We start from the raw sequence: 26,448 nt of genomic DNA, 5'->3' as shown, positions 1-26,448 counted from the left end.
GGTCTGTGAGCACCAGGGCAACGGACGAGCAGTCGTTTCGCGAGCTCGCCGAGACGTATCGGCACGAGCTCCACCTGCACTGTTACCGGATCCTCGGCTCCCTCACCGACGCCGAGGACGCCGTCCAGGAAACGCTCCTGGCCGCATGGCGGGGCCTCGACGGCTTCGAGGGACGCTCGTCGCTCCGCACCTGGCTGTACCGCATCGCCACCAACCGCTGCCTCAACGCGTTGCGGGACGCCGGTCGCCGTCGCCCACCCGAGCCGGTGCCGCCGTTCGACCCGCCCGAACCGAGCCGACGTGGCGAGATGACCTGGTTGCAGCCGTACCCGGACGAGCTCCTCGAGCGCGTCGCCGACAGCGACCCTGGTCCCGAAGCGCGCTACGGAACCAGGGAGGCGATCGAGCTCGCCTTCATCACCGGCCTCCAGCTCCTCCCACCGAGACAAGCCGCCACGCTCGTCCTGCGCGACGTCCTGTGCTTCCCCGCGGGTGAGGTCGCGAGCATGCTCGGCACCACCGAGACGGCGGTCAAGGGCATCCTTCAGCGCGCCCGCGCCTCGCTCGACAAACACCGCGAAAGCGTCGGGCACCGGCCGTCACCTCAGGAACGCGAGCTGACCAGGAGGTTCGCCGACGCCTTCACCGCGGGCGACCTCGACGGCGTCCTCGGCCTGCTCACCGACGACGCCTGGCTCGCCATGCCGCCGGCGCCGCACGAGTACCACGGTCTCGAAGCGATCGCGGGTTTCCTCCGCGTCACCATGGCCGTTCCCGTCGAGCGTTTCGCCATGACGCCGACGCGGGCGAACAACCAGCCCGCCTTCCGCTGCCGCCACGGCGAAACACCGGCCGGGCTGATGGTCCTCACGCTCGACGGGGATCGGATCCGCGCGATCACCCGGTTCCTGGATCAGAAGTAGGCCGCACCCGCCCGAGATGCTCCCCAGGCGAGCCGAACAACCGCGCCGCGCCATGCGCCCGTTTGAAGTACCGATGCGCCGGATGCTCCCAGGTGATCGCGATCCCGCCGTGCAGCTGGATCATCTCGCCCGCCACCGTCGCCAGCGCCTCCGAACAATGCACCTTCGCCACCGCCGCCAGCCTGCTCGACTCCGGAGCCGCGTAAGCCGCCGAACGCGCGGTCTCCACCAGCACGTGGAGGTCCGCCATCCGATGCTTCAACGCCTGGAACCCGCCGATCGGCCTGCCGAACTGGCGCCGCTGCTTGCTGTATTCCACCGTCAGCTCGAACGCCCGTGCAGCGGCTCCGGCCTGTTCGGCGGCCAGGACGGCACAAGCCACGTCACGCAAGGCGCCGAGGTCGACGGGGCCGAGTAGCCGGGCAGGAGCGTTCTCGAAAACCACACGAGCCAGCCGCCGGGTTTCGTCCATCGCCGGAGTCCGCACACGGCGGGCATCGGAGACCTCGTACAGCGAGCCGTCCGCCACGACCAGGAGGATCTCGGCCTCGTCGCCGTGGAGGACATAGTGCGCCTCACCCTCCATGGCGGAGTCGACGACACGGCAGGCAGGCGTGTCCCACCGGCCATCGGCGTCGGTCCACGCCACGGCGCCGACAGTGCCCTCGGCGAGCCGGGGGAGCAGACGCTCGCAAGCCTTGTCGTTGCCCGTGGCCAGCACGGCGTGCACGGCGAGCACGGCCGAGCCGAGGAACGGGACATCGGCGAGTACCCGGCCCAGTTCTTCGGCGACCACCTGCAGTTCCGCCGTTCCCGCGCCGAGCCCGCCGAAGCACTCGGGTACGGCCAGCGCCGCCACGCCGATCTGTTCGCACAGCTCGGGCCAGGGATCCGCTTCCCGGTCCAGCAGTTTCCGGACGCTGTCCCGCAGCGCGTCCTGTTCGGCGGTGAACGTCATGACAGCACCCGCTCCCGGTGGAATCGCGGCGTACCCCAGGCGCCGACCAGCGCGCGGACCCTGGTCAGGCGCAGGCCGAGCGCGTGTTCCGCGGTGTAGCCGATCGCGCCGTGCACCTGCAGCCCCGTCCGGGCGGCGAGATGCGCGGCATCGCCGCACGCCACCTTGGCCGCGGAGACGTCGCGCCGGTCCAGCGTGACGGCCGCGCCGAACAGCAGCGGCTCCGCCAGCGTGAGCGCGGTCGCCACATCGGCGAGCAGATGTTTGACCGCCTGGTACCCGCCGATCTCGCGGCCGTACTGCTTGCGTTGCGCGGCATAGGCGACCGACGTGTCGAGCAGCCACCGTCCCGCGCCGAGGAGTTGCGCGGAGGTGGCGAGACATCCCAGTTCGAACGCGCTGTCCGCGTCGAGCGCCGTGCCGAGATCGTCGCCGGTCACCGGCGGGAACAGCCGTCGTGAACTGTCCACAGAGGACAAAAGGGTTCCGGGGGTGAACGCGCGCAGCCTGCCGTTCTCGACCGCCAAGCGAGCGTCCGCGACATCGGCATCCAAGGCGTACGGCACGTGTGGTGCGTACGCGACCGAAGCCAGCGTCTCACCGGACGCGACCGACGTCAGCAGCTCGTCGTCCAACAAGGACGGAAGCACGGCCACGGTGTCGGTCCACGGCCCGGGAGCGCAGTGGTAACCGAGCCGTTCGAAGCCGACGGCCAGATCGACCGGTGTGGCGCCGAGCCCGTCGTACTTCTCGGGGACCGCCAGCGCGGTCACGCCGAGTTCCGCCAGGCGCCGCCAGATCTTGAGACCGGGGCCAGGATCACCCGCCGCCCAGGCGCGGTTGGCCGAGTCTGTGTCCACACCGGACAGAAGATCGTTCAGGCTGCGGGAGAACTGCTCCTGCTCACCGGAGAGTGCGAACCTCATCGAGCCCCCTTCGGCAGGCCGAGCAACCGTTCGGCGACGATGGACCGCTGGATCTGGTCGGTCCCGCCGTAGATCGGTCCCGCCAGGGAGAACAGCCAGCCATCGCTCCAGGCGCCCCGCAGTTCGGCGTCCGGGCCGAGGATGTCGAGCGCGGTCTCGTGGAGCGCGACGTCGAGATGCGACCAGAACAGCTTGTTGACACTCGATTCCGGCCCGAGCTCGGCGCCGTCGGCGAGCCGGGTGACCGTGCCCAGGGTGTACAGCTGATAGGCCCGCGCGCCGATCCACGCGTCGGCGACCCGGTCCGCGGTGTGCGCGGGACGCCCCGCCTCCTGCCAGAGCGAGACCAGCCGGTCGGCCGCGGCGAGGAACCGGCCGGGGCTGCGCAGGGAGAGGCCGCGTTCGTTGTTCGCCGTGGTCATCGCGACCCGCCAGCCCTCGCCCGGGGTGCCGATCACGTCCTCGTCTGGGACGAAGACGTCGTCGAAGAAGATCTCGGCGAACCCCGGCTCCCCGTCCAGCTGGGGGATCGGCCGCACGGTGACCCCTTCGGCCCGCAGATCCACCATGAGATAGGTGAGTCCCTTGTGCCGCACCGACTCCGGGTCGCTGCGGAACAGGCCGAACGCGCGATCGGCGAACGTCGCCCGTGAGCTCCACGTCTTCTGCCCGCTGACCCGCCAGCCGCCGTCGCAGCGGGTCGCGGTGCTGCGGAGGGCGGCGATGTCGCTGCCCGCCTCGGGTTCCGACCACGCCTGCGCCCAGACCTCTTCCGAGCGCGCCATCTTCGGCAGGATCCTGGCCTGCTGTTCCTCCGTGCCATGGGAGAACAGCGTGGGCGCGAGCATGAAGATGCCGTTCTGGTTGACCCGCAACGGTGCTCCCGCCGCGTAGTACTCCTCCTCGAACAGCACCCACTCCAAGAGACTCGCGTCCCGGCCGCCGAACTCACGCGGCCACGAGACGACCGACCAGCGGGCGTCGGCCAGCCGGGACTCCCATTCGCGGTGCTGAGCGAATCCTTCGGCGGTGTCGAACGACTTCAGCGGCTCGGTGGGAACGTTCGCGGCGAGCCAGGCACGGGCTTCATCGCGGAAGGCGAGTGTCCGCTCGTCCAGGTCGAGGTCCATCACGAGCTCGCGTCCCGCATCGAGCGCGCGTCCTGCCCGCCCAGCGAGTCGCCGCCGGAGACCTCGGCGTTGTGCGCGTGCGCGAAGTGATGGAGCCCGAACACGGAGTCCATTCCGGACCGGAGACCCATCAGATCCTCGGCCTGGTTGACGGCCTTCTTGGCGAGCGCGAGCCCCATCCGCGGCATCACCGCGATCTTCTCCGCCAGCGCCATCGTCTCGGTTTCGAGGTCGGCGCGAGGGACGACGCGGTTCAGCATGCCCCATTCCTTGGCCTGCTGCGCCGTGAAGCGCTCACCGGTGAACAGCACCTCCTTGGCCGCGCGCGGACCGAGGACCCAGGGATGCGCGAAGTACTCGACGCCGGGAATTCCCATCCGTACCACGGGATCGGCGAAGAACGCGTCTTCGGAGGCGACGATCATGTCGCACACCCACGCCAGCATCAGCGCGCCCGCGATGCACGCGCCCTGCACGCTCGCGATGGTCGGCTTCGGGATCTCGCGCCACCGGCGGCACATGCCGAGGTAGACCTCGGACTCGCGGGCGAACCGCTGATCACCGCCCTCGGCGCCGACGTGGTCCCACCACAGCACCGCCTTGCGCTCGAACGAGACGTCCACGTCGCGTTCCGGTGTCCCGATGTCGTGCCCGGCGGAGAAATGCTTGCCCGCGCCGGCCAGCACGATCACCTTGACCTCGGGATCGTCGACGGCGCGGGTGAACGCGGCGTCGAGCGCGTAGGTCATCGCCGAGTTCTGCGCGTTCCGGTACTCCGGCCGGTTCATCGTGACGACGGCCACCGGCCCGCGTCGCTCGTACTCGACGGTCATCCGTTCTCCTCCCGCAACACGCGTTTCAGGACCTTCCCCGACAGGTTTCGCGGAAGCTCCGCCACGAAGTCGACAAATCGAGGAGTCTTGTAGTTGGCCAACCGGCCTTCGCAATGGGTCAATACGTCCTCTTTGGACAGTGAGGCCTCCGGGCTGAGCCGGATGAACGCCTTGCCGACCTCGCCGAGCCGTTCGTCCGGCACACCGACGACGGCGGCTTCGGCGACCCCGGCCAGGCGGCTCAGCACCTGCTCGACCTCCGCCGGGTAGACGTTGAACCCGCCGCAGACGTACATGTCCTTGATCCGGTCGACGATCTTCAGATACCCGCGTTCGTTCAGCACGCCGACATCGCCGGTGTGCAGCCAGCCGTCGGCGTCGACGGCCTTCGCGGTGGCGTCCGGATCGTCGAGATAGCCGAGCATCACGTTCGGACCGCGCAGCAGGACTTCGTCGTGCTCGCCGAGTTTCACCTCGAAGCCGGCCGTCGCGCGGCCGGAGAAGTTCGCCACCAGTTCGACGTCGTCCTCGGGGCGGGACATCGTGGCCACCACCGCTTCGGTGAGGCCGTACGCGGTGAGCACCGTGTCGATGTCCAGGTCCGTCCGCATCCGCTCGACGAGCGTGACCGGCACGGTCGCGGCACCGGTGACCGCGAGCCGCAGGCTGGAGAGGTCGTGGTTCCCGCGCTCGGGCGCCTCCAGGAGTACCTGGTAGATCGTGGGCGCGCCGGGTAGCACGGTGATCCGCTCGGATTCGATGAGGCGCAGGGTCTCCCGGAGCTCGAAGGTGCGCTGCGGCACCAGGGTCGCGCCCCGCAGCGCGGCGGCGAGGATGCCCGCCTTGTAGCCGAAGCTGTGGAAGAACGGGTTGATCACGAGGTACCGGTCTTCTTCGGTCAGCCCGCCGCACTCGGCCCAGGCTTCGGCGACGCTCAGTGCCTGCCGGTGGCTGCTCATCGCGCCCTTGCTGCGGCCGGTGGTCCCGGAGGTGAACAGGATGTCGCTGACGTCGCCGGGTTGTGCGGGACTGACGAAATCGCTGTCGAGACCGGAGAGTGCGTCCCATTCCGTGACGCCGTCGACGGGTTCCTCGGGGCCTTCGACGGGGAGGCGCACCACGGTGCCCGGACGAGCGGAACCGAGGTCCGCCAGCCGGTCCGTGCCGAGGAACGTGCCGGTGATCGCCAGCGCGGAAACCTTCGCGCGTTCGAGGATGTCGACGGTTTCGCGCGCGGTGAAGCGGGTGTTGACCGGGATCAGTGTGGCGCCGGCGTACAGCGCGCCGAGCCCGGCGACGACCCAATGCCAGGTGTTGGGGGAGCAGATCGCGACCCGTTCGTGGCCCTCGAAGAACCGCGCGGCCTGCCGCACCCGGCGCGCGAGTTCGGCATAGGTGAGCCGGACTTCGCCGTCGACCAGCGCTTCCCGGCCGGCGAAGCGCTCCGCGGCCCTGTCGAGCGCCGCCGGGATGGTCCCTTCGAACATCGAGCCTCCCTAGCAAGTGCTTGGTAGGGTAGCCTACGCAGCAGGCTCTGGTTTGGCTAGAGGAGGCAGGCGTGGCTCAGGACGGTTTCCGTGACCGTGTGCGCACCTGGCTGGCGGAGAACCTGCCGCCGGAACTGCGCGGTTTGGGCGGTCCAGGGCGGGAGCACGAGGCTTTCGACGAACGCGTGGAGTGGGAGCGGCGGCTCGCGGCGGCGGGCTGGACCTGCGTCGGCTGGCCGGTCGAGCACGGAGGACAGGGCGCGACGCTCGACCAGCAGGTCGTCTTCCACGAGGAGTACGCGCGAGCGAACGCCCCGGCGCGGGTCAGTCATCTCGCGCAAGAGCTCCTCGGTCCCACGCTCATCGCGTTCGGCACGCCGGAACAACAGAAGCGGTTCCTTCCGCCGATCGTGGCCGTCGAAGAACTGTGGTGCCAAGGCTATTCCGAACCCGGCGCGGGTTCCGATCTCGCCGCCGTGGCGACCACGGCGACGCTCGAAGGCGACGAGTGGGTGCTGAACGGCCAGAAGGTGTGGACGTCCCTCGCGCACGTCGCCGACTGGTGTTTCGTCCTCGCCCGCACCGAGCCCGGCTCGAAACGCCACAAAGGACTGTCCTATTTGCTCGTCCCGATGAACCAGCCCGGCGTCGAGGTCCGGCCCATCCGGCAGCTCACCGGGACATCCGAGTTCAACGAAGTCTTCTTCGACGGCGCCCGCACGGCGAAAGACCTCGTGGTCGGCGAACCCGGCGACGGCTGGCGCGTGGCGATGGGCACCCTCGCCTTCGAGCGTGGTGTCGCGACGCTCGGGCAGCAGGTCGGCTTCCGCCGGGAACTCGAAGAACTCACCAGGATCGCACCGGACGACCCGGTGATCGCCGAACGGATCGACCGCGCCTGGGTCGGTCTGGAGGTCATGCGAGCGCAGGCGATCCGCACCCTCGGCGACTCGTCGCCCGGTGTGGCCGAAGTGTCCAAACTGGTCTGGGCGAACTGGCATCGCGACCTCGGGGAGCTCGCGATGCTCGTCCGCGGCGCGCGGGGAATGGTCGCGGAAGACGGGCTCGACGCCTGGCAGCGGCTCTTCCTCTTCACCCGCGCCGACACGATCTACGGCGGCTCCAACGAGATCCAGCGCAACGTCATCGCCGAGCGGGTGCTCGGCCTGCCAAGGGAGGTCCGTCCGTGATCCCGGTGCCGAAGTACCCCGAGGGGGCGAATCTCTTGCGGGACAAGGTGGTCGTGGTGACGGCGGCGGCCGGCACCGGGATCGGTTCCGCGGTGGCGAAACGCGCGATGGAAGAGGGCGCCCGCGTCGTGATCAGCGACTGGCACGAGCGGCGGCTGGGCGAGAAGGCCGCCGAACTCGGTGACGTCCACGCGATCCCTTGCGACGTCACGCAGGAAGATCAGGTGCAGGCGCTCATCGACGGCGCCGCCGCGCACTACGGCCGGATCGACGTGCTCATCAACAACGCCGGTCTCGGCGGCACCAAGTCCATTGTGGACATGGCCGACGACGAATGGGCGCGGGTCATCGACGTGACCCTCAACGGCACGTTCCGCGCGACCAGGGCCGCGGTGAAGCGGTTCATCGCCCAAGGCGACGGCGGGGTGATCGTCAACAACGCGTCGGTGATCGGCTGGCGCGCGCAGGCCGGGCAGGCCCATTACGCGGCCGCGAAGGCGGGTGTCATGGCGCTCACCCGGTGCTCGGCCGTCGACGTCGCCGAACACGGCATCCGGGTCAACGCTGTCGCGCCGAGCCTGGCGATGCATCCGTTCCTGGCCAAGGTGACCAGCGACGAACTGCTCACCGAACTCACCGCGCGCGAGGTCTCGGGGAGGGCGGCGGAACCCTGGGAAGTGGCGAATGTGATGGTGTTCCTCGCCAGTGAGTACTCCTCGTACCTCACCGGCGAGGTCGTGTCCGTGAGTTCCCAGCATGCGTGAGGTAGCGATGAAAGCCAGCCCAGGGTCCCGCCGCGCCGAACTGCTCGCCCTGGCGGCGAAGCTGTTCGCCGAGCGCGGGTACGTCTCCACCACCGTGCGGGACATCGCGGACGCGGCGGGCATCCTTTCGGGCAGCCTCTACCACCATTTCGACTCGAAGGAGTCGATGGCCGACGAGATCCTCACTGGGTTCCTCGACGAACTCTTCGGCGCCTACGCCGAGATCGTCGCGGAAGGGAAAGGCCCACGGGAAACCCTCGAAGCCGTCGTCGTGGCGTCGTTCGAATCCATTCACCGGCGGCCGGCCGAGGTGGCGATCTACCAATCCGAGGCGAAGCATCTCATGCAGCTGCCGCGGTTCGGCTACCTCAACGACCGCAACACCGAATTCCGCAAACTGTGGAACGGGATCCTCACCGACGGCATCGCGGCCGGCGTGTTCCGCGAGGACCTCGACGTCGAACTGACCTACCGGTTCATCCGCGACACCGTCTGGGTGGCGGTGCGCTGGTACAACCCCGGCGGCACGCTGAGCGCGGACGACGTCGCGCAGCAGTACCTCGGGATCCTGCTGGACGGCATCGCGACGAAGAGGAGGCGGCGTGGCTGAAGCGTATGTCCTGGACGCGGTCCGGACCCCGGTCGGCAAACGCGGGGGAGTGCTCAGCGGTGTCCATTCCGCCGACCTCGGCGCCCACGTCATCCAGGCCGTCGTCGAGCGAACGGGGGTCGAGGCCGACCTGGTCGACGACGTCATCCTCGGCTGTTGTGACACGCTCGGGCCGCAGTCCGGGAACATCGCGCGCACGGCCTGGCTCGCCGCGGGTTTCGGGCACCACGTGCCGGGTGTGACGATCGACCGGCAATGCGGTTCGAGCCAGCAGGCCGTGCACTTCGCCGCGCAGGCGGTGCTGTCCGGGACGATGGACCTCGTCCTCGCCGGCGGCGTGCAGAACATGAGCGCCATCCCGATCAGCGCGGCGATGCTGGCCGGGCGCGAGTACGGCTTCGAAGACCCGTTCTCCGGCTCGAAGGGCTGGCAGGAGCGCTACGGCAGCGTCGAGGTCTCGCAGTTCCGCAGTGCCGACATGATCGCCGATCACTGGGATCTCACCCGCGAGGCGATGGAGGAGTTCGCCTTCCGCAGCCATCGGCGCGCGATCGCCGCCATCGACGAAGGCCGCTTCGCCGCCGAGATCGCCCCGTTCGCCGGTGCCGCCCTGGACGAGGGGCCCAGGCGCGACACCAGCCTGGAGCGGATGGCCGGGCTCAAACCGCTGAGCGAGGGTTCGCGGATCACCGCGGCCGTGGCCAGTCAGATCTCGGACGGCGCCAGCGCGGCCCTCATCGCGTCGGAGAAGTTCGTCGAGGAGCACGGGCTCACCCCGCGCGCCAGGATCCACCACCTTTCCGTCCGGGCGGCCGATCCGGTCTGGATGCTGACCGGGCCCATCCCGGCGACCGCGCACGCGCTGCGGAAGACCGGGCTGGGCATCGACGACATCGACCTGTTCGAGGTCAACGAGGCGTTCGCGAGTGTCGTCCTGGCGTGGATCGAGGAAACCGGCGCCGATCCGGACCGCGTCAACGTCAACGGCGGCGGGATCGCGCTCGGCCATCCCATCGGGGCGACCGGGACGAAACTGTTCGCGACCCTGCTGCACGAACTCGAACGGCGGGGTGGCCGCTACGGGTTGCAGACGATGTGCGAGGGCGGCGGCACGGCGAACGTCACCATCATCGAGCGGCTTTGACGCCCCACACGGTGAGCGCCGACGCGCTGAACAGCGCGCCGAGCAGGCAGACGCCCGTCCAGCCGGCGACGGCGTAGACGGCGGTCGAGCCGATGGCGCCCAGGCCGCTGCCGACGGAGTAGAAGATCATGTAGCCGCCGATCAACCGGCTTCCGGCGTCCGGCCGGAGCGGGTAGATCAAGGTCTGACTCGTGACGTGCACGGCCTGGACGGCGAGATCGAGCAGGATCGCACCGACCACCAGCGCCCACAGTGACGTGCGGGTGAAACCCAGCGGTAGCCAGGAAAGCAGGAGCAGGCCGAGCGCGAGCCCGGTCGTCCACCGCGCCCGGCCGCGATCGGCGAGCCGTCCCGCGGGGGCCGCCGCCAGCGCGCCCGCGGCCCCGGCCAGCCCGAACGCGCCGATGGCGGTGTGCGACAGGCCGTCTTCGCTGAGCGGCAAGGCGACCGAGCTCCACAACGTGCCGAACGCGGCGAAGATCAGCAACGCCAGCGTTCCGCGTGTCCGGAAGACGGGCTCCTCGGCGAAGAGGGACAACGTGGACCGCAGCAACCGCCCGTAGTTCATGGTCTTTCCCGGGGCCGTGGCGGGAAGGACGCGGTACAGCACGATCGCGATCACCACCGTCACCGCGGCGGACACGACGTACACCGCGCGCCAGCCGGCGAGGTCGGCCAGCGTGCCGGACACCGTGCGCGCGAGCAGGATCCCGAGGACGACGCCGGTCGTCACGAGACCGACCACGCGCCCGCGTTCGGCGGGCGCGGCCAGCGACGCCGCGAACGCGACCAGGAGCTGCGTGACCACCGCCAGCACACCGATCGCCGCCATCCCGGCGAACAGCGTCAAACCGTTCACGGCGGTCGCGGCGACCAGTTCGGCGACCGCCAGCAGCGTCAGCAGACCGGCGACGAGCCGCCGCCGGTCGAGCAGGTCGCCGAGCGGGACCAGGAGGAACAAGCCGAGGCCGTACCCGAGCTGGGTGAGCGTGACGATGCCGCCGACGGTCGAGGAGGCGATGCCGAGCTCGGCGCCCATGGTGACGAGCAACGGCTGGGCGAAGTAGATCGTGGCGACGGCCGTCCCGGCGGCCACGGCGAACAACAGGACGACACCGCGATGCACTGATCCTCCAGATGGTTTCAACTTGCTACCACCTGACGGTAGGGCAATGCGGTTGTAAGATGCAACCATGGTCAAGCGGACGACGTTCGACGAAGCTTCCTGCCCGGTGGCGCGTTCGGTCGACACGATCGGCGACTGGTGGTCACTCCTGATCGTGCGCGACGCCTTCGACGGCGTGCGCCGCTTCGGGGAGTTCCAGCGCAGCCTGGGCGTCGCGAAGAACATCCTGTCCGCGCGGCTACGGGCGCTCGTCGGGCACGGGGTGCTCGAAGTGGTCCCGGCTTCGGACGGGAGCACGTACAGCGAGTACGTCCTGACGCCGAAGGGACGGGACCTGTTCCCGGTGATCGTCGCGCTGCGGCAATGGGGCGAGGCGCATTTCTTCGCCGACGGGGAGGCGCGGTCGGAACTGGTGGACCGCGAGGGCGGGCTTCCGTTGCGGGGCCTGGAGATCCGGGCGGCGGACGGGCGTCTGGTCGGCCCGGACGACACCGTGGTCGTGAAGCCGTCCTCGTGAAGCCCAGGCCTCGTGAGCGGTCACGCCAAGTGTCGCGAAAGCCACTTTCGAGACATCAGATGTCCCGAAAGTGGCTTTCGCGACATGGTTTCCTGCTGCTGTTCGCGGCGAAAGCCTCGTTCCTCCCGGGCCGCCGCGTGATCAGAGACGGAACTCATGTGATCAGAGACGGAACTCCCGTGTTTTGAGGCGGAACTCGCGTGATCAGATGCCGCAGACCGAGTGCGGAACCCCATCACGCGAGTTCCGCCTCCAAGCACATGAGTTCCGTCTCTGATCACGTGAGTGACGAGTTCGTAGATCGGGGCCCTCCCAGGTGAGTCAAGCCTGGAAGGGCCCCGACCGGATACGGGGAGCCCGGAGGGCGGTACCCGACGGAGCCCGAATCACCGTCGGTCCGGTACCTCCCGGCGTCCCCAGGGGGTGGCGGTGGGTGCGGAGGCCCAGCTGCCCACCGCCACCTGAGGGGACCGCGGCCGCCGCGCGCGGCCCCGGTCCGTTCGCGCTCCCGGGTCACCCGGCGGGAACGCGAGCCCAGGGCATCCTTTCCGGCGCCGGAACGGCCTCGGTCGGGGTCTCGGACAGGAAGTCCCGCTCGAACGGGGCGAGGATGTCCTCCCCGATCGGCGTGTCCGCCGTCGAAGGAGCGGGCGCGGGGAACACCGGCTCGGGCACCGGCAGCCGCCGGTCGAGTTCGGCGGTCCAGTGGATCATCGCCTTCGGCCGGTCCCAGCCCGCCGCGCCGATCAGCCTGCCGTCGCGGACGAAACCGGTGACCCCGTCGGAAAGTTCGATCGTGTCCTTGCCCAGCGACGGCATCCCGACGGTCTGCAACCGCGCGTCGTAGAGGGACGACCAGGCACGGGGGAGCGGCGTGTACGGCCGCGCGTTGCCGCGGCCCAGCATCAGGCTTTCCGCCGCCGCGCGCCCGGATTCGACGCCGTTCATCCAATGCTCGACCCGTCGCGGGGTCTCGTCGATCCGCAGGTTCGGCCATTTCGCGACGTCACCGGCGACCACGACGTCCTCCGCCCCGGTGGCGAACAGGGTCGCTTCGCACAGCACGCCGTCGTCGATGGTCAGCTCCGAGCCGCGCAGCCAGTCCACGGCCGGCACGCTGCCGATCGAAAGCACCACGCAGCTGGCCACCAGGAACTGGTTGTTGGTCAGGTGCAGGCCCACCGTCTCCTTGGTGCTGATCCAGTTCCGCACCTCGGTGTTCATCGCCAGCTTCGCGCGATGGTGCTGATGCTCCTTGGTGAGCGCCGACGCGATCCGCTCCCCGAAGCGGTGCAAAGGCGCCTTCGCGTGGCCGATGAGCGTGACGTCCCGGCCCATGTACCGCATCGACGCGGCGAACTCGTTCCCGATCAGTCCGCTGCCGATCACCACGACGGATTTGTTGCTGTTGCCCAAAGCCCGCCGGACGGCCAGTGAATCCTCCACGGTGCGCAGCACCCGGACCCGGGGGTCGTGGCGCGGCGAGCCGGGGAGATGGCGGGGATAGACGCCGGTCGCGATGATCAACCCGTCGTACCACAGGGATTCCCCGCCCGGCAGGTGCACCGTGCGCTCCTTGCTGTCCAGCCAGGTCGCGCGGGTGCCGAGCCGCCAGTGGACGTCCAGGTCCAGGTACGGCTCCAGGCTCGCGGCCACCGGTTTCACCCCGCCGGTGATGAGCTCTTTCGACACCATCGGCCGGTGGTACGGCTTCCGCGGCTCGTCGCCGACCAGCACGATCTCGCCGTCGAAACCGAGCTCCCGCAACCGTTCCGCGGAGCGGAGCCCGGCGACGCCCGCGCCGACGATGACGATCCGATCTCCGTCACTCATCGTCGTACGCTCCTTCTCCCTTGACTCTGATGGCTTGTTTCGGGCAGAGCCGCGCGGCGGAGATGGCCTGGTCCAGCCCGTCCCGATCGACCATCCGGCGGATGCGGAGCTTGCCGTCCGGCCCGATCTTGAAGGTGGACGGCGCCTCCATCTCGCAGAAGCCGAAGATCTCGCACCGCTCGTTGTCGACGCTGACGCGGGTGCCACGCCGTATGCTTCCGAAGATCATTTTTCGTCTCTCCAAGTCTTCAGACCAGCTCTTCGACCAGGCCCAGGCGTTCCAGGTACCGGGTCGGCGTGAACCGCAGCGCGGTCAGCAGCACCACGGGGACCAGCAGGGTGATCCCGCCGAACCACAGCAGGCCGAGATGTCCGTTGGCCATGGCGCCGAAGAACGAATGCAGCGCGGTGATCCCGACCGCCGGATAGGCGAGGCGGTGGATCCACAGGAAGCGCCGATAGGAACTGAACCGGCTGATCCCGCCGGTCAGCGCGACGGCGATCATGACCTCGAGCCCCACGACGCCGAGTTCGTGCCGCGCCAAGCTGCCGGGCAGGAGCGGGATCGAGATCTGCGCGAGGGTGAAACCGTCGGGCAGGAACAGGAACGACATCGCGTGCACGACACCGAACGACAGCGTCAGGATGCCGAGCACCATATGCGAGTTGCGCAGTGCCTTCCGCCCGGTCAGCGACTTGATCCAGCCGGTCGCGGTGAACACGCCCCAGCACAGGGTGAGGCACATGAAGCCGTACGAGATCCGGGCGGAGGTCTGCGCCATGCCCTTGATACCGGGGTCGGTGTCCGATTTCTGGGTCAGCACGATCACCACCTCGGACCACTGGTCATACATTGATCTCTCCTGGGGCACTGGGAACCGGATCCGGTTCGGGGACGGCCGCGCGGTTGCGGGTCCGGGTGTTCTTGCCGCGCAGGGCCCGCAAGGCGAGGAACAGCCCGCCGCCGAGCACCACCGCGAGCAGGAGGCCGAGCGCGAAGTCGCCGAAACCGACGTCCATCGCGGCGTTGGCCGAATTCGACTGCGGCACCGGCGCTTCCGGCATCAGCGACTGGTCGACGACACCGGTGCTCTCCAGCAGCGTCATATGCCGCAGCACCGCCTGGTTGGCCGTGGTGGCGTAGTCGCGGACGACGTCGTTGCGGGTACCGGCCCTGACCTGCGCGATGATGGGGAACAGCACGCCGTGCGCGTACCGGAGCCGGTTGGCGAAGATCCGGTCGAACTCGGTGTCGTCGCGGGCGGCCTTCATCTCGCCGAGCCAGGCGGACTGCTGATCCGACGGCTCGGCCGGCAGGGCGATGCCGAACCGGTCGGCGATGGCGTGCGTCGCGGTGTCGAGCCTGCCGTGGTCGATCATCAACGTCCGGCCGACTTCGCGGGTGCGCTTGCTCTTCCCGCGTTCCTGCGCCCACATCCCGGCGGGCATTTCCCACAGCCCGGCCAGTTTGACGTTGACGATCAGGTTCTTGTCCGCCGCGGAGAGTTCTTGGGCGTGCGCGTCGCCGACTGGGCCGAAAAGGCTCACCGCGGCCGCGATCAGCAGGACGAGCAGCGGGCGGACGGGTCTGGGGAGATCAGATGCCGAGGTCATCGGCCTGCCAGGTCTCGGCGGTGAGCAGCACTTTCGTCCCGTCCGGCTTGGCGGGGAACCACGCGTCGTCGACGCCCTGCCCGCCGGTGTTGCCGGGCATCGCGTCCTTGGCGTTGCGGTAGAGCGGCCAGCCCGCGAGCGTGACCTGCTCGGTGCCGTCGTCCCTGGTCACGGTGCCGACCAGGGCGCGATCGATCCCGGTCACCACGAGATCGGGGCCCGCCTTGGCGGGAATCCAGGTCCGCGCGCAGGTTTCGGCGCAATTCGATTTGGGCGGATTCACCGTGTCCTTGTCGTAGCGGTAGAGCGTGTAGCCGTTGGTGTCGGTGACGATCGGCCCGAGGTCGAACAGGATCGCCGCCGTGACACCGGGGGCGGGTTCGGCCGCGGGGTCGGGCATTCCCGGGATCTGCGCGCTGCCCGCGGTCGAGGCCGCGCCGGGAGAGCCGTTCGGTCCCGCGGTACCGGTGGTGCAGGCGGCGGTCAGCGCGACCGCGGCCAGGACGAGGGGCAGAGGTATGACCGAGCGTGACACGGGGTTCACGGAAATCCTCCTGTCGGGGCAGAGGAGAACGCCATCACCGCGGGGAGATGGTGTGCAGGCAGGTTCAATTCCACTGTGGACAGTCATGATCCACAGTGGATTCGGCGATGCGGGGGACAGCGCCGGGTCGGGGTCTTCGGTAGGGGATACGGTCACGGGCTGGAAACGGTTCAAAAAACTTTCGCTCTGGACTTATCGCCTCTGATCCCACAAAGATGTGCCGCGTGGGACGCCACTCTCGGATACTGCAGCCAATTGTCGATCATGAACCCGCGTCGAACGGGCATGACGACCTCATCAGGGCGTTGTACCAGGAGTTCGGCTCGAGCCTGATGGCGTTCGTGCTGAAGCTGACCGGCCACGATCGCCAGTGGGCCGAGGACGTGGTCCAGGAGACGCTCATCAAGGCGTGGCGCAACGCCGGCAAACTCGACCGGCAGCCGGAAATGCTGCGCGCGTGGCTGTTCACCGTGGCCAGGCGCATCGTCATCGACGGCTGGCGGAGCCGGAGCGCCCGCCCTCAAGAGGTGGAGGAACTGGAGTCGGATTCGATCGGAGTGCCGGACGAATCGGAGAAGACGCTCGCGGCCATGATCGTTTACGAGGCCCTGCGCAATCTTTCCCCGGAACAACGTGAAGCCGTCCAGCAGACCTACCTGCGTGACCGCACCGTGAACGAGGTCGCGGCGACGCTCGGGGTTCCGCCGGGTACGGTGAAATCGCGGATCCACCACGCTGTGCGCGCGCTGCGCAGGGCACTGCAGGAGCGGGGGTGAGCGAGGTGTCCGGAGCCGTCCACACGGATATCGCCGCCTACGTGCTGGGCGTCCTCGGCGAGGAGGATCACGCCAGGTTCGAGGCGCATCTGCTGGAATGCCCCGAATGTCAGGTCGAGCTGGTGGAGATGTACCACCTGCCCGACATCCTGGACATGGTCAAGAAGAGCTGGCCGGATCCGCCCGTGAAGGGTCCGGGGCCCCGGGTGCTGCGGATGCTGCTCGCGGACGCCGCGAAGGCGGGCCGCCGGCGCAAGGTCATCCGGCTGGCGACGGCGGCCGCCGTACTCGTGCTCGTCGTCGGCGGACCGCTCACGGTTCTTTCGCTCACCGATCGTGAGCCGGTCGTCACGCAGGCCGCGCCTTCCGTCGTGACCTCGGTGGTGCCGTCCCCGTTGTCGTCACGGGAACGCGAGGCGGGCCCGGACGGCGGCGCCGCCCCGTTCGGCTGGTCCGAGGCGGGTAACGCCGTCGCGGCGGAGGTCACGGTGCAGGAGAAGGAGTGGGGCAGCGCGGTCGAGCTCGAACTGCGCGGCCTCATCGGGCCGATGACGTGCCAGCTTTTCGCCTACTCCCACGGCGGAGAGGCCTACGTCGTCAACAACTGGAGCGTGCCGTCCAAGGGGTACGGCGTGCCGGGTTCCCCGGATCCTCTCGTCATCACCGGTTCGACGGCGTTGCAGAAGGCCGACATCGAACGGTTCGAGGTGCACAAGCGGGACGGCACGGTGCTGGCCGTCGTGCGCCGTTAGTCTTATAACGGAAAGATAACGGCCGGATCGCGTTTTGAACCGGATCCGCGCGGGAGCCGTATCTCCAGATAGCCGGATCTGAATCGGCGGGCGAACAGAAGGGTTCGCCGCGAATACGGCTGATTCCCGTATTCGACGAATGCGTGGCTCATGCCCGGGCGCGGGTGATCGGCGTGCCCGGAAACGAATGAGGTGAGCAGCCAATGGCACGAAATCAAGGGCGCCATCGTATCGCCCGCAGGACCAAGATCGCGACCGCGTTGCTGGGCCTGTCGATCGCGGTCGGCGGGCTGGTGGTGTCCACCACGGCCGGCGACCCCGAGCGCGCCTCCGCGGACGAGGTGGACAAGTCGCAGTTCGTGGACATCACGAAGGTGCGGCCGAACGTCGACGAGCCGCGGCCGGGCCGGAACGCGTCCACGGGTTCGTTCACCGTCGACTGCGGCAGGAACGAGAACGGGCATTTCAATCCCGACAACTTCATCGCGCAGCCGGGGATCCGCAACGGCGCCCAGCATCTGCACGATTACGTCGGAAACCTGTCCACGAACGCGGATTCGGACAACGACAGTCTGCTGGGCGCCGGAACCACCTGCGCGAACGGCGACGAATCGGCGTATTTCTGGCCGGTGGTGCGGATCGACACCGGGGAAGAAGCCGGAAAACAACGGAACCGGAACGACGAGCAGGAGCAGGTTCGGCTCGAAGAACCGAACGCGGACAACGAACTCGCCGGCAACGACGGCGAGATCCAGCGTCCCGCGGTCGTCGACATCACCTTCAAGGGCAACGCCCGCGAGAAGGTGAAGGAGATGCCGAAGTTCCTCCGGATCCTTTACGGCGACGCGAAAGTCACCACGAACGGCCCCGCCAACGCGCGGGAGAGCTGGACGTGCACCGGCTTCGAGAACCGGCTCGTCAAGCAGTACCCGATCTGTCCCGAGGGCAGCGACGTCAAACGGGTGCACACCTTCCCGAGCTGTCTGGACGGGAACAACATCGACAGCGAGAACCATCGGGACCACATCAAGTACCCGGACGAGAACGGCGAATGCGCCGACGGCCTGACCGCCGTCCCGGAGCTCACCATCTCGTTGACCTACGAGATCCCGCGGCAGATCCAGGTCGACGGACAGTACAAAGTGGACTCGTTCCCCGAGGAGGATCACAACCCGTTCTCCGACCACGACGATTTCGCGAACGTGATGCCGGGCCGGGTCATGGATCGCCTCGTCGACTGCGTCAACGAAGGCCGCGAGTGCCGCGAATGACGCCCTGAAGCGGAAGCAGGAACCTGCGAAGAGAAAGGAAGAAACTCCGGCCCGGCGGGTCCCCCCTACACCTCACCCACCCGCCGGGCCGGCCCTACCCGGAAACCGATCGACACAACTGAAGAACGCTCCGCAAGCATTCACCCGGCTCTGCCGGCGGCTTCCCGAGGGAAGCTCGCCGGCAGGGCTTTTTTCGGTAGGTTGGCCGCATGGGTGAACAGAAGGACCGCATGCTGCGCGGCGAGCTGTACCGGGACAACGACCCCGAACTGGTCGCGGATCGCAGGCGCGCGCAGGCACTCGTCGACCGGTTCAACGGCACCGGCGCCGAGGAGACCGGTGAGCGGGACACGATTCTGCGTGAGCTGCTGGGAAAGCTCGGCGAGGGTTCCTGGATCATGCCGCGGTTCCAGTGCGACTACGGCTACCTGATCGAGATCGGCGCCAACAGTTTCCTCAACTACGACGCCATCCTGCTCGACTGCGCGCCGATCAAGATCGGCTCGGACTGCTCGATCGGGCCGCGCTGCCAGCTGCTGACCGCGCTGCACCCCATGGAGGACCACGAACTGCGGCGGCAACGCTGGGAATCGGCCGCACCGATCACCATCGGGAACAACGTCTGGTTCGGCGGCGGGGTCATCGTCTGTGCCGGGGTCACCATCGGGGACGACGTGGTGGTGGGCGCGGGCAGTGTCGTCACGCGTGACCTGCCGTCGAAGGTGTTCGCCGCGGGGAACCCGGCCCGCGTCATCCGGGAGCTCTAGCGGTCGACCGGCGTGATCTTGGTGCGCCTGCTGTGCTCGAACACCATCGAGGTGCGCACGTCGGCCACCTCGGGACGTTCGGTCAGCTTGTCGATCACGAAGGCGTAGAGGGCGTCGTTGTCGGGCACCGCGACATGCAGGATGAAGTCCTCGGTCCCGGTGGTGACGTAGAGCCCGACGAGGTCGGGTAGCGCGTTGACCCAGTTCCGGAAGCCTTCGATGTTCCGCCGCGAGGGCGGGCGCACCCGCACCGCGATGAGCGCCTGCACCCCGCGGCCGATCGAGGGCAGGTCCACGTCCAGCAGCGCGCCGCGGATCACGCCGCGTTCCCGCAGCCCGCGCGTGCGGTCCAGCGCCGTCGTCGGCGAAACGCCCACCGCGGCGGCGACCTCACGGTTGGTCTTCCGTGCGTCCGACTGCAGTTGCGCCAGGATCGCCTTATCAAGTTCGTCCAACTGCGCCATCGCGGCCCTCTCGCCGTATTAAGTACGAACACGGTGGACTGTACTCGTACGTACTCTTAGCTTGGCCTTGTTCATCCGTTGAAGTGAGCAGGAGACCAGCTGAATGTCCGAGTACGATACGGCCATCGGATTCGCCCCCGAGGAGATCGACTTCACCGCGTCCACCCGGTCGGCCCGGCTGAAGTGGGTGATCGTGGTCGACAGCGGGCTGCCGCCCGGCCGCGCGGTCAACGCGGCGGTCTGCACCGCCGTCGCCACCGCGCGGGGCGTCACCGGACTCCTCGGCGACGAAGCGGTCGACGCCGGCGGCGAGCACTACACGGGGTTGCCCTGGATCGGCTGCTCGATCCTGTCGGCCGACGCCGGGAAGCTGCGAGCCATCCGCGCCAAGGCCGCGGCCTCGCCGGGCTGTCACGTCGCCGACATGCCCGCCGTCGCCCAGCAAATCCGGGTCTACACCGACTTCCTCGCGACGATGAAGGAGATCCCGACCGAGGAGATGGACTACTGCGCGATCGGCATCGTCGGCCCGCGCAACCGGATCGACAAACTGGTCGGGAAGCTGCCGCTGATGCCGTGACTCAGCCTTCGAGCAAACCCCGCAGCGCCTCGGTGAACTGGGCGGGGTTCCGCTGCGGCGCCAGATGCGCGCCGGGTACCTCCGTGAACGGCAACCCCAGCTCCAGCGCGAGAACCTTCGCGGGCTGGTAGTGGTAATGCCCGCGGCTGCCGACGCCCGCGACGGGGACGATCTCGGTCCTGCTCCTGCGCAGGGCCCGCAGATCGGGAAGGTAGTCGAGGATCTCGGCCAGTTCGCGGCCGAACAGCCGCTTCCAATCCTCTTCGTTCGGCAGCCGGATCGCGCGCAGTTCGGGCAGTGCGGCACCGGCGATCCCGTCGGTGAACCGCTTGAACGCCCCCATCAGGTCGCCCGCCTGGGCGAGCCGGACCTGCGCGTTGGCCTCGTCGAGCCAGCCGAGCGCGTCGGGCAGCAGCTGGATGGCGGGCGGTTCGTGCGCGATCAGCATCGTCGCGGCGTCGGGATAGCGGGCGACGAGGTCGAGGCCGATCATGGCGCCCGCGCTGGTCCCGAACACGCTCGCGGGGCCACCCCCGACGTGCTGGAGCACCGCGTGGGCGTCGTCGGCCTGCTTCGGCACGCTGACCGGGCCGGTGCTGGTGTCCGTGCTGCGGAAATGGCCGCGCCGGTCGTAGGTGACGACGGTGTAGTCGTCCGCGAGCAGTTTCGTCATCGCCCGGAAGGTGTCCGCCGAGCCGAGCCCGCCCGCGATCAGGAGCAGAAGCGGCCCTTCGCCGGTGCTGCGGACGTACAGCTCACCGTCCTCGACCGGACAACGACTCTCCGAGATCATGGCCGAAGTCAAGCACAGCGCGTCCGGCCGCTCACTCCGAGGCCAGCCGCCGCAGGATGCCGGTCGCGTCGGCGACGATCGTCTCGATGAGGTCGCCGACCGCGGGCAGGTCGCCGAGCAGGCCGACGACCTGCCCGGACGCCAGCACCCCGGCGCTCCGGTCGCCCTCGACCAGGCCGGCGCGCAGCAACATCGGCGTGTTGGCGGCCATCAGGATCTGCGACCACGTCCGGTCGCCGCCGCGTTTCATCCGCAGCCCTTCGGTGGCCAGCGAACGCCACGACAGCCCGGTCAGTTTCCGGAACTTCGCCGCGTTGCGGGCGGCACGGGCGAGCCCGCGCACCGGACCGGCGGATTCGAGCGCGTCGACCAGTTCCGTCCGGAGCACGCGATGCGGCATACCGTCCACCTTGCGGGTGACGACGGTGCCGTTGAGGTCACGGGCGAGGTACGCCTGCTTGATCTCGTCGGGGACGGTGCTTTCCCTCGTCAGGAGGAACCGGGTGCCCATGGCGACCCCGGCCGCCCCGTAGGCGAGCGCGGCGGCCAGCCCCCGTCCGTCGAAGAAACCGCCCGCCGCGACCACCGGGATGTCGACCGCGTCCAGCACCGAGGGCAGCAGGAGGGTCGTCGCGACCCCGCCGGTGTGCCCGCCGCCCTCGCCGCCCTGCACGATGACGGCGTCGGCACCCCAGCCCGCGACCTTCTCCGCGTGCCTGGCCGCGCCGACCGAGGGGACGACGAGGACGCCGTTGTCCTTGAGCCGCGCGATCATGTCCTTCTTCGGTGCGAGCGCGAAGGACGCGACGCGGACTTCCTCGGTGATGAGCAGCTCGACCCGGCGCGCGGCGTCGTCGGCGTCCGCGCGGAGGTTGACCCCGAACGGCTCCGACGTGCGGCTCTTGACCTCCTTGATCGCCGCCGCCAGTTCGTCGTAGGTCATCGTCGCGGACGCGAGGATGCCGAGGCCGCCCGCTTCCGCCGTCGCGGACACCAGGCGCGGCCCGGCGACCCAGCCCATCCCGGTCTGCACGATCGGATGCTTGATGCCCGCCAGCTCGGTCAGCGCCGTTTTCATGACGGAACTTCCTTGTCCCGCAGGGACTTCGGATCCAGACTGGTCCGGATCAGGAGCAGTTCGGTCTCGGTCGGCAGCCGGGTCTCGGTGACACCGTCGGTGCTCAGCGGGAACGACGTCGCCTCGAGGACCTCGTCCACGGAAACCCCTGGGTGTACGGAAAGCAGCCGCGGCGTGTGGTCTTCGCCGCCGAAGTCCAGGACTCCGAGGTTGGTGACGACCCGATGGACGTCGTGATGCCGCAAGCCCGCTGCACGTGCCCTGGCGTAGCCGACACCGGACACGACGTCGACCTGATCGACGAAAACCCGCTTGCCGTGCCTGGGGACCCAGTAGCTCGTGCGGTGGTTGGCCGTGTTGCCCGGTCCGCCGCGTACGCCGAGAAGTTGTTTCTTGGGCTGGGAATGCGCGCCGATCGCCGAGATGTTCTGGTTGCCCTCACCGTCGATCTGGTTGGCGCCCATCACCACGTGCCGCTTTCCGCGTGGGACCACGGTGTCGAGGACCTTGCGGAACGGCTGCCAGCCTTCGACGACGGCGTCCGGCGTCATCAGGTACGCCTCGCCGTCGGACAGCAGGATGTCCGGCTCGAACGTCAGCCTGGCCAGCCGCGCGCCCAGCGACGGGATGAACCCCATGGGGCTCACCACGATTTCGCCGTCTCCGCGGAACAATTCGGCGCAGGCCACGACGGCCACTTCGGCACGGCTGATGTCACTCACGCGGACTCCCCGAACTCGGCGACGGCCTTCTGATAGTGCGCTTCGTCCCCGGACAGGAACCTGTCGACGAATTCCGGCCACGCGTCGAGGTCCTTGGCCGATGCGGCGTAGTGGCGCTGGAAACGTTCGTCGCGGCCGTAGTCCGGGACGGCGGTGGTGAAATGCGCGCCGTTCGGCGTTTCGGCCACCCCGGTGACGAGCATCCGGCTCAGCAGCAGGCTCTGCACCGGGCCCGCTTCGGTGAGTTCGGCCGTCTCGACGATCTTTTCCGTGGACACGTAACACTTGTCGGCGGCGAGGGCGAACAGTTCGTCGAAGTACGGATCCGGTCCGAGGTACTGCGCGTTGCCCCGGGCGTCGGCGCGGTTGAGGTGGACGAACGCCGCGTCGAGTTTGAGCGCGGGCACGGCCAGCAACTCCTCGGCGTCGTCGTACGGCGAGCGGACGGTGCGCAGCGACGGGTTCAGGTCCATGACGCCGGAGCCGAGGCCCGCCCGCGTCGGCAGGAACGGAAGTCGTTGCGCGGCAGCGGAAAGACCGGTGCCGAACACGCCTTCGTCGTATTCGGTGACGGTGATCGACCCGGATTCCCGCGCCCGCGAGAACCACGGGTCGTAGGGGATCGTGTCGAGGGTGACGAAGCCGAAGACGAGATGTTTGATCTTGCCCGCCGACGCCAGCAGTCCGACATCGGGGCCGCCGTAGGAGACCACGGTGAGATCCTTGACCGGCGAGCGCAGGATCGCGCGCACCAGCGCCATCGGCTTGCGGCGCGAGCCCCAGCCGCCGATCCCGATCGTCATGCCGTCCTCGAGTTCGGCGACGATCTCGTCCGGCGTCATCCGCTTGTCGGCCATCACTTCCCCTTACCGTCCAAGAATTCCTGGCGCGCGCCGTCCGAGACGCCCGCCAGGTTGAGTTCGAAGGTGAATCCCTGCTCGAAGCGGTAGCTGCGGTGCACCGGCTGGACATCGATGCCGTTGATGGCCTGTTTCGCGGCGCGGATCACGCGGGTGTCCTTCGCCGCGATCTGCCGGGCGACGCCGAGCGCGGTTTCGTCGAGTTCCTCACGTGGGACGACGGCGTACACCGAACCGTGGTGGTGCAACTGGGCCGCGGTGATCGTGGAAGCCGTGTAGTACAAGGCCCGCATCAGATGCTGGGGGACCAGGCGCGCGAGATGGGTCGCCGCGCCCAGCGCGCCGCGATCGACCTCGGGCAGCCCGAAAGTGGCGTCGTCACTGGCGACCACGACGTCCGCGTTGCCGACCAGGCCGACCCCGCCGCCGAGGCAGAAACCCTGTACCGCGGCGATCACCGGGACCGCGCAGTCGTACACCGCGGAGAACGCCGCCGCGCAGCCCTCGTTCGCGCCGATCAGCGCGCCGTAGCCCGGATCGCGCTGGATCTCCTTGATGTCGACCCCGGCGTTGAACCCGCGGCCCTCCGCGCGCAGCACCACCACATGGGTCGCGGGGTCGCGCCCGGCGTCGGTGACGGCGGAGGCGAGGGCGAACCATCCCTTCACGCTCAGCGCGTTCACCGGGGGCGCGTCGACCGTGACCACGGCGATGCCGGGCTCCGGTGAGTGGGTGGAAATGGCCATCGTGCACCCTTCGCCGCTACCAAACCTAGCACTTGCTTGGTACGTTAGCAGGACGTCCGGCCCGGGTACAGCGACCGTGAAGGAGGCCCGGCATGGCACTCGAACTCCGGCTCGATGGCGCCGTGGTGCTGGTGACCGGTGGGGTCCGCGGCGTCGGCGCCGGTGTCACCAGGACTTTCCTGCGCGCCGGCGCCGAAGTCGTCACGTGCGCCCGCACCGAACCCGAGCGGCCGGTGTGCGCCGGGGAGAAGGCGTCGACCTTCATCTCCTGCGACGTCCGGGACGCGGGTGAGGTCGACGCGCTCGTCGAGGAGATCGTCCGGCGCCACGGCAGGATCGACGTGGTGGTCAACAACGCGGGCGGCGCGCCGTACGCCGAGGCGGCGCACGCCTCGCCGCGGTTCCACGAGAAGATCGTCGCGCTGAACCTCCTGGCGCCGCTGGCCGTCGCGCGTGCGGCGAACGCCGTCATGCAGGAACAGGAAAGCGGCGGTGTCATCGTGAACATCAGCAGCGTCAGCGCGACGAGACCGTCGCCGGGGACGGCGTCCTACGGCGCGGCGAAAGCGGGCTTGGACAACCTGACCGCGTCGCTCGCCGTCGAGTGGGCGCCGAAGGTGCGGGTCAACGGGCTCGACGTCGGCATGGTGCGGACGGAGCACTCGCATCTGCACTACGGCGACGAGGCGGGGATCGAGGCCGTGGGCGCCACCGTCCCGTTAGGACGGTTGGCGGATCCGGACGAGATCGGTTCCTGTGCGGTGTTCCTGGCGTCCCCGCTGGCCTCCTATGTCAGCGGAGCCTGCCTGACCGTCCACGGCGGGGGAGAGGTGCCTGCCTTCCTCGCCGCGTCTAATTCCCTGGTGAAAGAACGAAAGGAGCCGGTGTGAGCGGGATCGCCGACGGCCGGATCGTGGTGGTGACCGGAGCCGGTCGCGGTATCGGACGGGCGCACGCGCTCGCGTTCGCCGCCGAGGGCGCGCGGGTGGTGGTGAACGATCTCGGCGCCGGGATCGACGGCAGCGGCGGATCGGCCGGGCCCGCGCAGGACGTCGTCGACGAGATCGAGGCGCTCGGCGGCAAAGCGGTGGCGAACACCGACGACGTCGCCTCCTGGGACGGCGCCGCGGCTCTGGTGCGGACGGCTGTCGAAACCTTCGGCGGGCTGGACGTCCTGGTCAACAACGCGGGTTTCCTGCGCGACCGGATGCTGGTCAACCTCGGCGAGGACGAATGGGACGCGGTCATCCGCGTCCACCTGAAGGGCCATTTCGCGCCGACGCGGCACGCCGCCGAATATTGGCGGGCCGAGGCGAAAGCGGGCCGGCCGCGGGCGGCGCGGGTGATCAACACCAGCTCCGGGGCCGGCCTGCTCGGCAGTGTCGGACAGGGGAACTACGCGGCCGCGAAGTCCGGCATCCTGGGCCTCACACTGGTCGCGGCGACCGAATTCGCGCGCTACGGCGTCACCGTGAACGCGATCGCCCCGGCCGCCCGCACCCGGATGACCGAAGTCGCGTTCGCCGACGACATGGCCGCGCCAGAAGACGGTTTCGACGCCATGGCACCGAAAAACGTGTCGCCGCTGGTGGTGTGGCTCGGCAGCGAGGAGTCGTCCGGGGTGACCGGCCGGGTGTTCGAGGTCGACGGCGGACGCGTCTCGATCGCGCAGGGCTGGCGGCACGGCGCGGTGCGGGACAAGGGTTCCCGGTGGTCGCCGGGTGAGCTTGGTCCTGTGGTGGCGGAACTGCTGGCGGAGGCGCCGGTACCTGAACCCGTTTACGGGGCGTAGGTCTTCGGTGCCGTTTCATGAGCACCGCACTCACGTGATCGAAGGCGGAACTCGCGTGATCGGCGGCGGAACACCCCGAGTGCGGCTTCCAATCACGCGAGCCACGTGGCGCTCTCGAGTACATGAAGGCCCCCTTCCTTGCGCCTGGCGAAAGGAAGGGGGCCTTCATGTACTGGGGAAGATGTGAAGGTCGGGTTTCCTCGGCTGAGCCGAGGGATGGGGGCCTTCACGCGTCAACGTTGTGACTG

30 protein-coding genes are annotated in these 26,448 nt (G+C 68.9%); 13 read left to right on the top strand and 17 right to left on the bottom strand.

What is annotated here, in order from left to right:
• Positions 1-5: 5 nt before the first annotated feature.
• Complete coding sequence (locus DMC64_RS32155) at positions 6-923, top strand: RNA polymerase subunit sigma-70 (RefSeq protein ID WP_125736539.1); 918 nt, start codon at positions 6-8, stop codon at positions 921-923.
• Here DMC64_RS32155 and DMC64_RS32150 read toward each other — a convergent pair.
• Genes DMC64_RS32150 through DMC64_RS32130 form a run of 5 tightly spaced genes read right to left on the bottom strand, consistent with a single transcriptional unit; the run spans position 898 to position 6,257 of the window.
• Positions 898-1,881: an acyl-CoA dehydrogenase family protein gene (locus DMC64_RS32150; RefSeq protein ID WP_125736538.1), complete on the bottom strand. Its 984-nt coding sequence runs from the start codon at positions 1,879-1,881 to the stop codon at positions 898-900. The genes DMC64_RS32155 and DMC64_RS32150 overlap by 26 nt on opposite strands.
• Positions 1,878-2,807 (bottom strand): acyl-CoA dehydrogenase family protein, encoded by a 930-nt coding sequence (locus DMC64_RS32145; RefSeq protein ID WP_125736537.1) that lies wholly within the window; start codon positions 2,805-2,807, stop codon positions 1,878-1,880. The genes DMC64_RS32150 and DMC64_RS32145 overlap by 4 nt, the downstream gene beginning before the upstream one ends.
• Positions 2,804-3,937 (bottom strand): acyl-CoA dehydrogenase family protein, encoded by a 1,134-nt coding sequence (locus DMC64_RS32140; protein WP_125736536.1) that lies wholly within the window; start codon positions 3,935-3,937, stop codon positions 2,804-2,806. Before DMC64_RS32140 ends, DMC64_RS32145 begins: the two co-directional genes overlap by 4 nt.
• Entirely contained in the window at positions 3,937-4,770 is an 834-nt protein-coding gene (locus DMC64_RS32135; protein ID WP_037343597.1) for an enoyl-CoA hydratase, read from the bottom strand. The genes DMC64_RS32140 and DMC64_RS32135 overlap by 1 nt, the downstream gene beginning before the upstream one ends.
• Positions 4,767-6,257: a FadD3 family acyl-CoA ligase gene (locus tag DMC64_RS32130; protein ID WP_125736535.1), complete on the bottom strand. Its 1,491-nt coding sequence runs from the start codon at positions 6,255-6,257 to the stop codon at positions 4,767-4,769. The genes DMC64_RS32135 and DMC64_RS32130 overlap by 4 nt, the downstream gene beginning before the upstream one ends.
• A 71-nt stretch (positions 6,258-6,328) precedes the next feature.
• On the opposite strand from DMC64_RS32130, the gene DMC64_RS32125 reads away from it, so the two are divergent.
• The 4 genes from DMC64_RS32125 to DMC64_RS32110 are packed head-to-tail and all read left to right on the top strand — an operon-like array spanning position 6,329 to position 9,965.
• Complete coding sequence (locus DMC64_RS32125) at positions 6,329-7,447, top strand: acyl-CoA dehydrogenase family protein (RefSeq protein WP_125736534.1); 1,119 nt, start codon at positions 6,329-6,331, stop codon at positions 7,445-7,447.
• Positions 7,444-8,211 carry an SDR family oxidoreductase gene (locus DMC64_RS32120; protein ID WP_125736533.1) on the top strand — a complete coding sequence of 256 codons (768 nt, stop codon included), beginning with the start codon at positions 7,444-7,446 and terminating at the stop codon, positions 8,209-8,211. Before DMC64_RS32125 ends, DMC64_RS32120 begins: the two co-directional genes overlap by 4 nt.
• 7 nt (positions 8,212-8,218) lie before the next feature.
• The gene (locus DMC64_RS32115) at positions 8,219-8,821 is read left to right on the top strand and encodes a TetR/AcrR family transcriptional regulator (protein ID WP_016332873.1); all 603 of its coding nucleotides are present in this window, start codon (positions 8,219-8,221) and stop codon (positions 8,819-8,821) included.
• A complete protein-coding gene (locus tag DMC64_RS32110) occupies positions 8,814-9,965 on the top strand; it encodes an acetyl-CoA C-acetyltransferase (RefSeq protein WP_125736532.1) in 1,152 nt (383 codons plus the stop codon). The genes DMC64_RS32115 and DMC64_RS32110 overlap by 8 nt, the downstream gene beginning before the upstream one ends.
• On the opposite strand, the gene DMC64_RS32105 is transcribed toward DMC64_RS32110, so the two are convergent.
• Positions 9,949-11,091 carry an MFS transporter gene (locus DMC64_RS32105; RefSeq protein WP_125736531.1) on the bottom strand — a complete coding sequence of 381 codons (1,143 nt, stop codon included), beginning with the start codon at positions 11,089-11,091 and terminating at the stop codon, positions 9,949-9,951. The genes DMC64_RS32110 and DMC64_RS32105 overlap by 17 nt on opposite strands.
• A gap of 67 nt (positions 11,092-11,158) precedes the next feature.
• Here DMC64_RS32105 and DMC64_RS32100 point away from each other — a divergent pair, with 67 nt between their 5' ends.
• Positions 11,159-11,608, top strand: a complete 450-nt coding sequence (locus tag DMC64_RS32100; protein WP_125736530.1) for a helix-turn-helix domain-containing protein — start codon at positions 11,159-11,161, stop codon at positions 11,606-11,608.
• Positions 11,609-12,121: 513 nt separating this feature from the next.
• On the opposite strand, the gene DMC64_RS32095 is transcribed toward DMC64_RS32100, so the two are convergent.
• Genes DMC64_RS32095 through DMC64_RS32075 form a run of 5 tightly spaced genes read right to left on the bottom strand, consistent with a single transcriptional unit; the run spans position 12,122 to position 15,599 of the window.
• Positions 12,122-13,441, bottom strand: coding sequence for an NAD(P)/FAD-dependent oxidoreductase (locus DMC64_RS32095; RefSeq protein ID WP_125736529.1), 1,320 nt, complete (start codon positions 13,439-13,441; stop codon positions 12,122-12,124).
• Positions 13,434-13,670: a ferredoxin gene (locus tag DMC64_RS32090; protein WP_007033644.1), complete on the bottom strand. Its 237-nt coding sequence runs from the start codon at positions 13,668-13,670 to the stop codon at positions 13,434-13,436. The genes DMC64_RS32095 and DMC64_RS32090 overlap by 8 nt, the downstream gene beginning before the upstream one ends.
• Positions 13,671-13,689: 19 nt before the next feature.
• The gene (locus DMC64_RS32085) at positions 13,690-14,295 is read right to left on the bottom strand and encodes a ferric reductase-like transmembrane domain-containing protein (RefSeq protein ID WP_125736528.1); all 606 of its coding nucleotides are present in this window, start codon (positions 14,293-14,295) and stop codon (positions 13,690-13,692) included.
• Positions 14,288-15,055, bottom strand: coding sequence for a DUF4142 domain-containing protein (locus DMC64_RS32080; RefSeq protein WP_125736527.1), 768 nt, complete (start codon positions 15,053-15,055; stop codon positions 14,288-14,290). Before DMC64_RS32080 ends, DMC64_RS32085 begins: the two co-directional genes overlap by 8 nt.
• Positions 15,039-15,599 (bottom strand): hypothetical protein, encoded by a 561-nt coding sequence (locus DMC64_RS32075; protein ID WP_125736526.1) that lies wholly within the window; start codon positions 15,597-15,599, stop codon positions 15,039-15,041. The genes DMC64_RS32080 and DMC64_RS32075 overlap by 17 nt, the downstream gene beginning before the upstream one ends.
• 224 nt (positions 15,600-15,823) lie before the next feature.
• Between DMC64_RS32075 and DMC64_RS32070 the strand changes: the two genes are divergently transcribed.
• The 4 genes from DMC64_RS32070 to DMC64_RS32055 all read left to right on the top strand — a co-directional run bounded on the left by DMC64_RS32070 (position 15,824) and on the right by DMC64_RS32055 (position 19,165).
• Positions 15,824-16,375, top strand: a complete 552-nt coding sequence (locus DMC64_RS32070) for a sigma-70 family RNA polymerase sigma factor (protein WP_034317190.1) — start codon at positions 15,824-15,826, stop codon at positions 16,373-16,375.
• Entirely contained in the window at positions 16,372-17,127 is a 756-nt protein-coding gene (locus DMC64_RS32065) for an anti-sigma factor (RefSeq protein WP_125736525.1), read from the top strand. Before DMC64_RS32070 ends, DMC64_RS32065 begins: the two co-directional genes overlap by 4 nt.
• A gap of 203 nt (positions 17,128-17,330) precedes the next feature.
• The gene (locus DMC64_RS32060; protein WP_125736524.1) at positions 17,331-18,398 is read left to right on the top strand and encodes a DUF1996 domain-containing protein; all 1,068 of its coding nucleotides are present in this window, start codon (positions 17,331-17,333) and stop codon (positions 18,396-18,398) included.
• Between the two features lie 209 nt (positions 18,399-18,607).
• The gene (locus tag DMC64_RS32055) at positions 18,608-19,165 is read left to right on the top strand and encodes a sugar O-acetyltransferase (RefSeq protein WP_016332884.1); all 558 of its coding nucleotides are present in this window, start codon (positions 18,608-18,610) and stop codon (positions 19,163-19,165) included.
• Here DMC64_RS32055 and DMC64_RS32050 read toward each other — a convergent pair.
• Positions 19,162-19,629, bottom strand: coding sequence for an Lrp/AsnC family transcriptional regulator (locus DMC64_RS32050; RefSeq protein WP_037343615.1), 468 nt, complete (start codon positions 19,627-19,629; stop codon positions 19,162-19,164). The two genes, DMC64_RS32055 and DMC64_RS32050, sit on opposite strands and share 4 nt — an antisense overlap.
• A gap of 103 nt (positions 19,630-19,732) precedes the next feature.
• On the opposite strand from DMC64_RS32050, the gene DMC64_RS32045 reads away from it, so the two are divergent.
• Positions 19,733-20,209, top strand: coding sequence for a DUF2000 domain-containing protein (locus tag DMC64_RS32045; protein WP_125736523.1), 477 nt, complete (start codon positions 19,733-19,735; stop codon positions 20,207-20,209).
• A gap of 1 nt (position 20,210) precedes the next feature.
• Here DMC64_RS32045 and DMC64_RS32040 read toward each other — a convergent pair whose 3' ends face one another.
• Genes DMC64_RS32040 through DMC64_RS32020 form a run of 5 tightly spaced genes read right to left on the bottom strand, consistent with a single transcriptional unit; the run spans position 20,211 to position 24,408 of the window.
• Positions 20,211-21,002, bottom strand: a complete 792-nt coding sequence (locus DMC64_RS32040; protein ID WP_037343618.1) for an alpha/beta fold hydrolase — start codon at positions 21,000-21,002, stop codon at positions 20,211-20,213.
• 31 nt (positions 21,003-21,033) lie between these two features.
• Positions 21,034-22,080: a nitronate monooxygenase family protein gene (locus DMC64_RS32035; RefSeq protein WP_125736522.1), complete on the bottom strand. Its 1,047-nt coding sequence runs from the start codon at positions 22,078-22,080 to the stop codon at positions 21,034-21,036.
• Positions 22,077-22,802: a CoA-transferase subunit beta gene (locus DMC64_RS32030; RefSeq protein ID WP_125736521.1), complete on the bottom strand. Its 726-nt coding sequence runs from the start codon at positions 22,800-22,802 to the stop codon at positions 22,077-22,079. The genes DMC64_RS32035 and DMC64_RS32030 overlap by 4 nt, the downstream gene beginning before the upstream one ends.
• Positions 22,799-23,659 carry a CoA transferase subunit A gene (locus DMC64_RS32025; RefSeq protein WP_125736520.1) on the bottom strand — a complete coding sequence of 287 codons (861 nt, stop codon included), beginning with the start codon at positions 23,657-23,659 and terminating at the stop codon, positions 22,799-22,801. The genes DMC64_RS32030 and DMC64_RS32025 overlap by 4 nt, the downstream gene beginning before the upstream one ends.
• Complete coding sequence (locus DMC64_RS32020; RefSeq protein WP_125736519.1) at positions 23,659-24,408, bottom strand: enoyl-CoA hydratase family protein; 750 nt, start codon at positions 24,406-24,408, stop codon at positions 23,659-23,661. The genes DMC64_RS32025 and DMC64_RS32020 overlap by 1 nt, the downstream gene beginning before the upstream one ends.
• A gap of 92 nt (positions 24,409-24,500) precedes the next feature.
• Between DMC64_RS32020 and DMC64_RS32015 the strand changes: the two genes are divergently transcribed.
• Positions 24,501-25,298 carry an SDR family oxidoreductase gene (locus tag DMC64_RS32015; RefSeq protein ID WP_037343626.1) on the top strand — a complete coding sequence of 266 codons (798 nt, stop codon included), beginning with the start codon at positions 24,501-24,503 and terminating at the stop codon, positions 25,296-25,298.
• A complete protein-coding gene (locus DMC64_RS32010; RefSeq protein WP_125736518.1) occupies positions 25,295-26,200 on the top strand; it encodes an SDR family oxidoreductase in 906 nt (301 codons plus the stop codon). The genes DMC64_RS32015 and DMC64_RS32010 overlap by 4 nt, the downstream gene beginning before the upstream one ends.
• Positions 26,201-26,448: the final 248 nt, after the last annotated feature.

It is taken from the genome of Amycolatopsis sp. WAC 04197 (assembly GCF_003947475.1).
In the GTDB taxonomy this organism is placed as follows: Bacteria; Actinomycetota; Actinomycetes; order Mycobacteriales; family Pseudonocardiaceae; genus Amycolatopsis; species Amycolatopsis japonica.
This window is presented reverse-complemented; position numbering and strand designations above follow the sequence as displayed.

Bases quoted from the DNA above. Each gene is read 5' to 3' on its own strand.
- DMC64_RS32140 (WP_125736536.1), bottom strand. From the start codon at position 3,937: ATGGACCTCGACCTGGACGAGCGGACACTCGCCTTCCGCGATGAAGCC.
- DMC64_RS32085 (WP_125736528.1), bottom strand. From the start codon at position 14,295: ATGTATGACCAGTGGTCCGAGGTGGTGATCGTGCTGACCCAGAAATCG.
- DMC64_RS32025 (WP_125736520.1), bottom strand. From the start codon at position 23,659: ATGGCCGACAAGCGGATGACGCCGGACGAGATCGTCGCCGAACTCGAG.
- DMC64_RS32100 (WP_125736530.1), top strand. From the start codon at position 11,159: ATGGTCAAGCGGACGACGTTCGACGAAGCTTCCTGCCCGGTGGCGCGT.
- DMC64_RS32095 (WP_125736529.1), bottom strand. From the start codon at position 13,441: ATGAGTGACGGAGATCGGATCGTCATCGTCGGCGCGGGCGTCGCCGGG.
- DMC64_RS32135 (WP_037343597.1), bottom strand. From the start codon at position 4,770: ATGACCGTCGAGTACGAGCGACGCGGGCCGGTGGCCGTCGTCACGATG.
- DMC64_RS32020 (WP_125736519.1), bottom strand. From the start codon at position 24,408: ATGGCCATTTCCACCCACTCACCGGAGCCCGGCATCGCCGTGGTCACG.
- DMC64_RS32040 (WP_037343618.1), bottom strand. From the start codon at position 21,002: ATGATCTCGGAGAGTCGTTGTCCGGTCGAGGACGGTGAGCTGTACGTC.
- DMC64_RS32080 (WP_125736527.1), bottom strand. From the start codon at position 15,055: ATGACCTCGGCATCTGATCTCCCCAGACCCGTCCGCCCGCTGCTCGTC.
- DMC64_RS32090 (WP_007033644.1), bottom strand. From the start codon at position 13,670: ATGATCTTCGGAAGCATACGGCGTGGCACCCGCGTCAGCGTCGACAAC.
- DMC64_RS32035 (WP_125736522.1), bottom strand. From the start codon at position 22,080: ATGAAAACGGCGCTGACCGAGCTGGCGGGCATCAAGCATCCGATCGTG.
- DMC64_RS32045 (WP_125736523.1), top strand. From the start codon at position 19,733: ATGTCCGAGTACGATACGGCCATCGGATTCGCCCCCGAGGAGATCGAC.
- DMC64_RS32055 (WP_016332884.1), top strand. From the start codon at position 18,608: ATGGGTGAACAGAAGGACCGCATGCTGCGCGGCGAGCTGTACCGGGAC.
- DMC64_RS32130 (WP_125736535.1), bottom strand. From the start codon at position 6,257: ATGTTCGAAGGGACCATCCCGGCGGCGCTCGACAGGGCCGCGGAGCGC.
- DMC64_RS32050 (WP_037343615.1), bottom strand. From the start codon at position 19,629: ATGGCGCAGTTGGACGAACTTGATAAGGCGATCCTGGCGCAACTGCAG.
- DMC64_RS32060 (WP_125736524.1), top strand. From the start codon at position 17,331: ATGGCACGAAATCAAGGGCGCCATCGTATCGCCCGCAGGACCAAGATC.
- DMC64_RS32015 (WP_037343626.1), top strand. From the start codon at position 24,501: ATGGCACTCGAACTCCGGCTCGATGGCGCCGTGGTGCTGGTGACCGGT.
- DMC64_RS32115 (WP_016332873.1), top strand. From the start codon at position 8,219: ATGAAAGCCAGCCCAGGGTCCCGCCGCGCCGAACTGCTCGCCCTGGCG.
- DMC64_RS32150 (WP_125736538.1), bottom strand. From the start codon at position 1,881: ATGACGTTCACCGCCGAACAGGACGCGCTGCGGGACAGCGTCCGGAAA.
- DMC64_RS32145 (WP_125736537.1), bottom strand. From the start codon at position 2,807: ATGAGGTTCGCACTCTCCGGTGAGCAGGAGCAGTTCTCCCGCAGCCTG.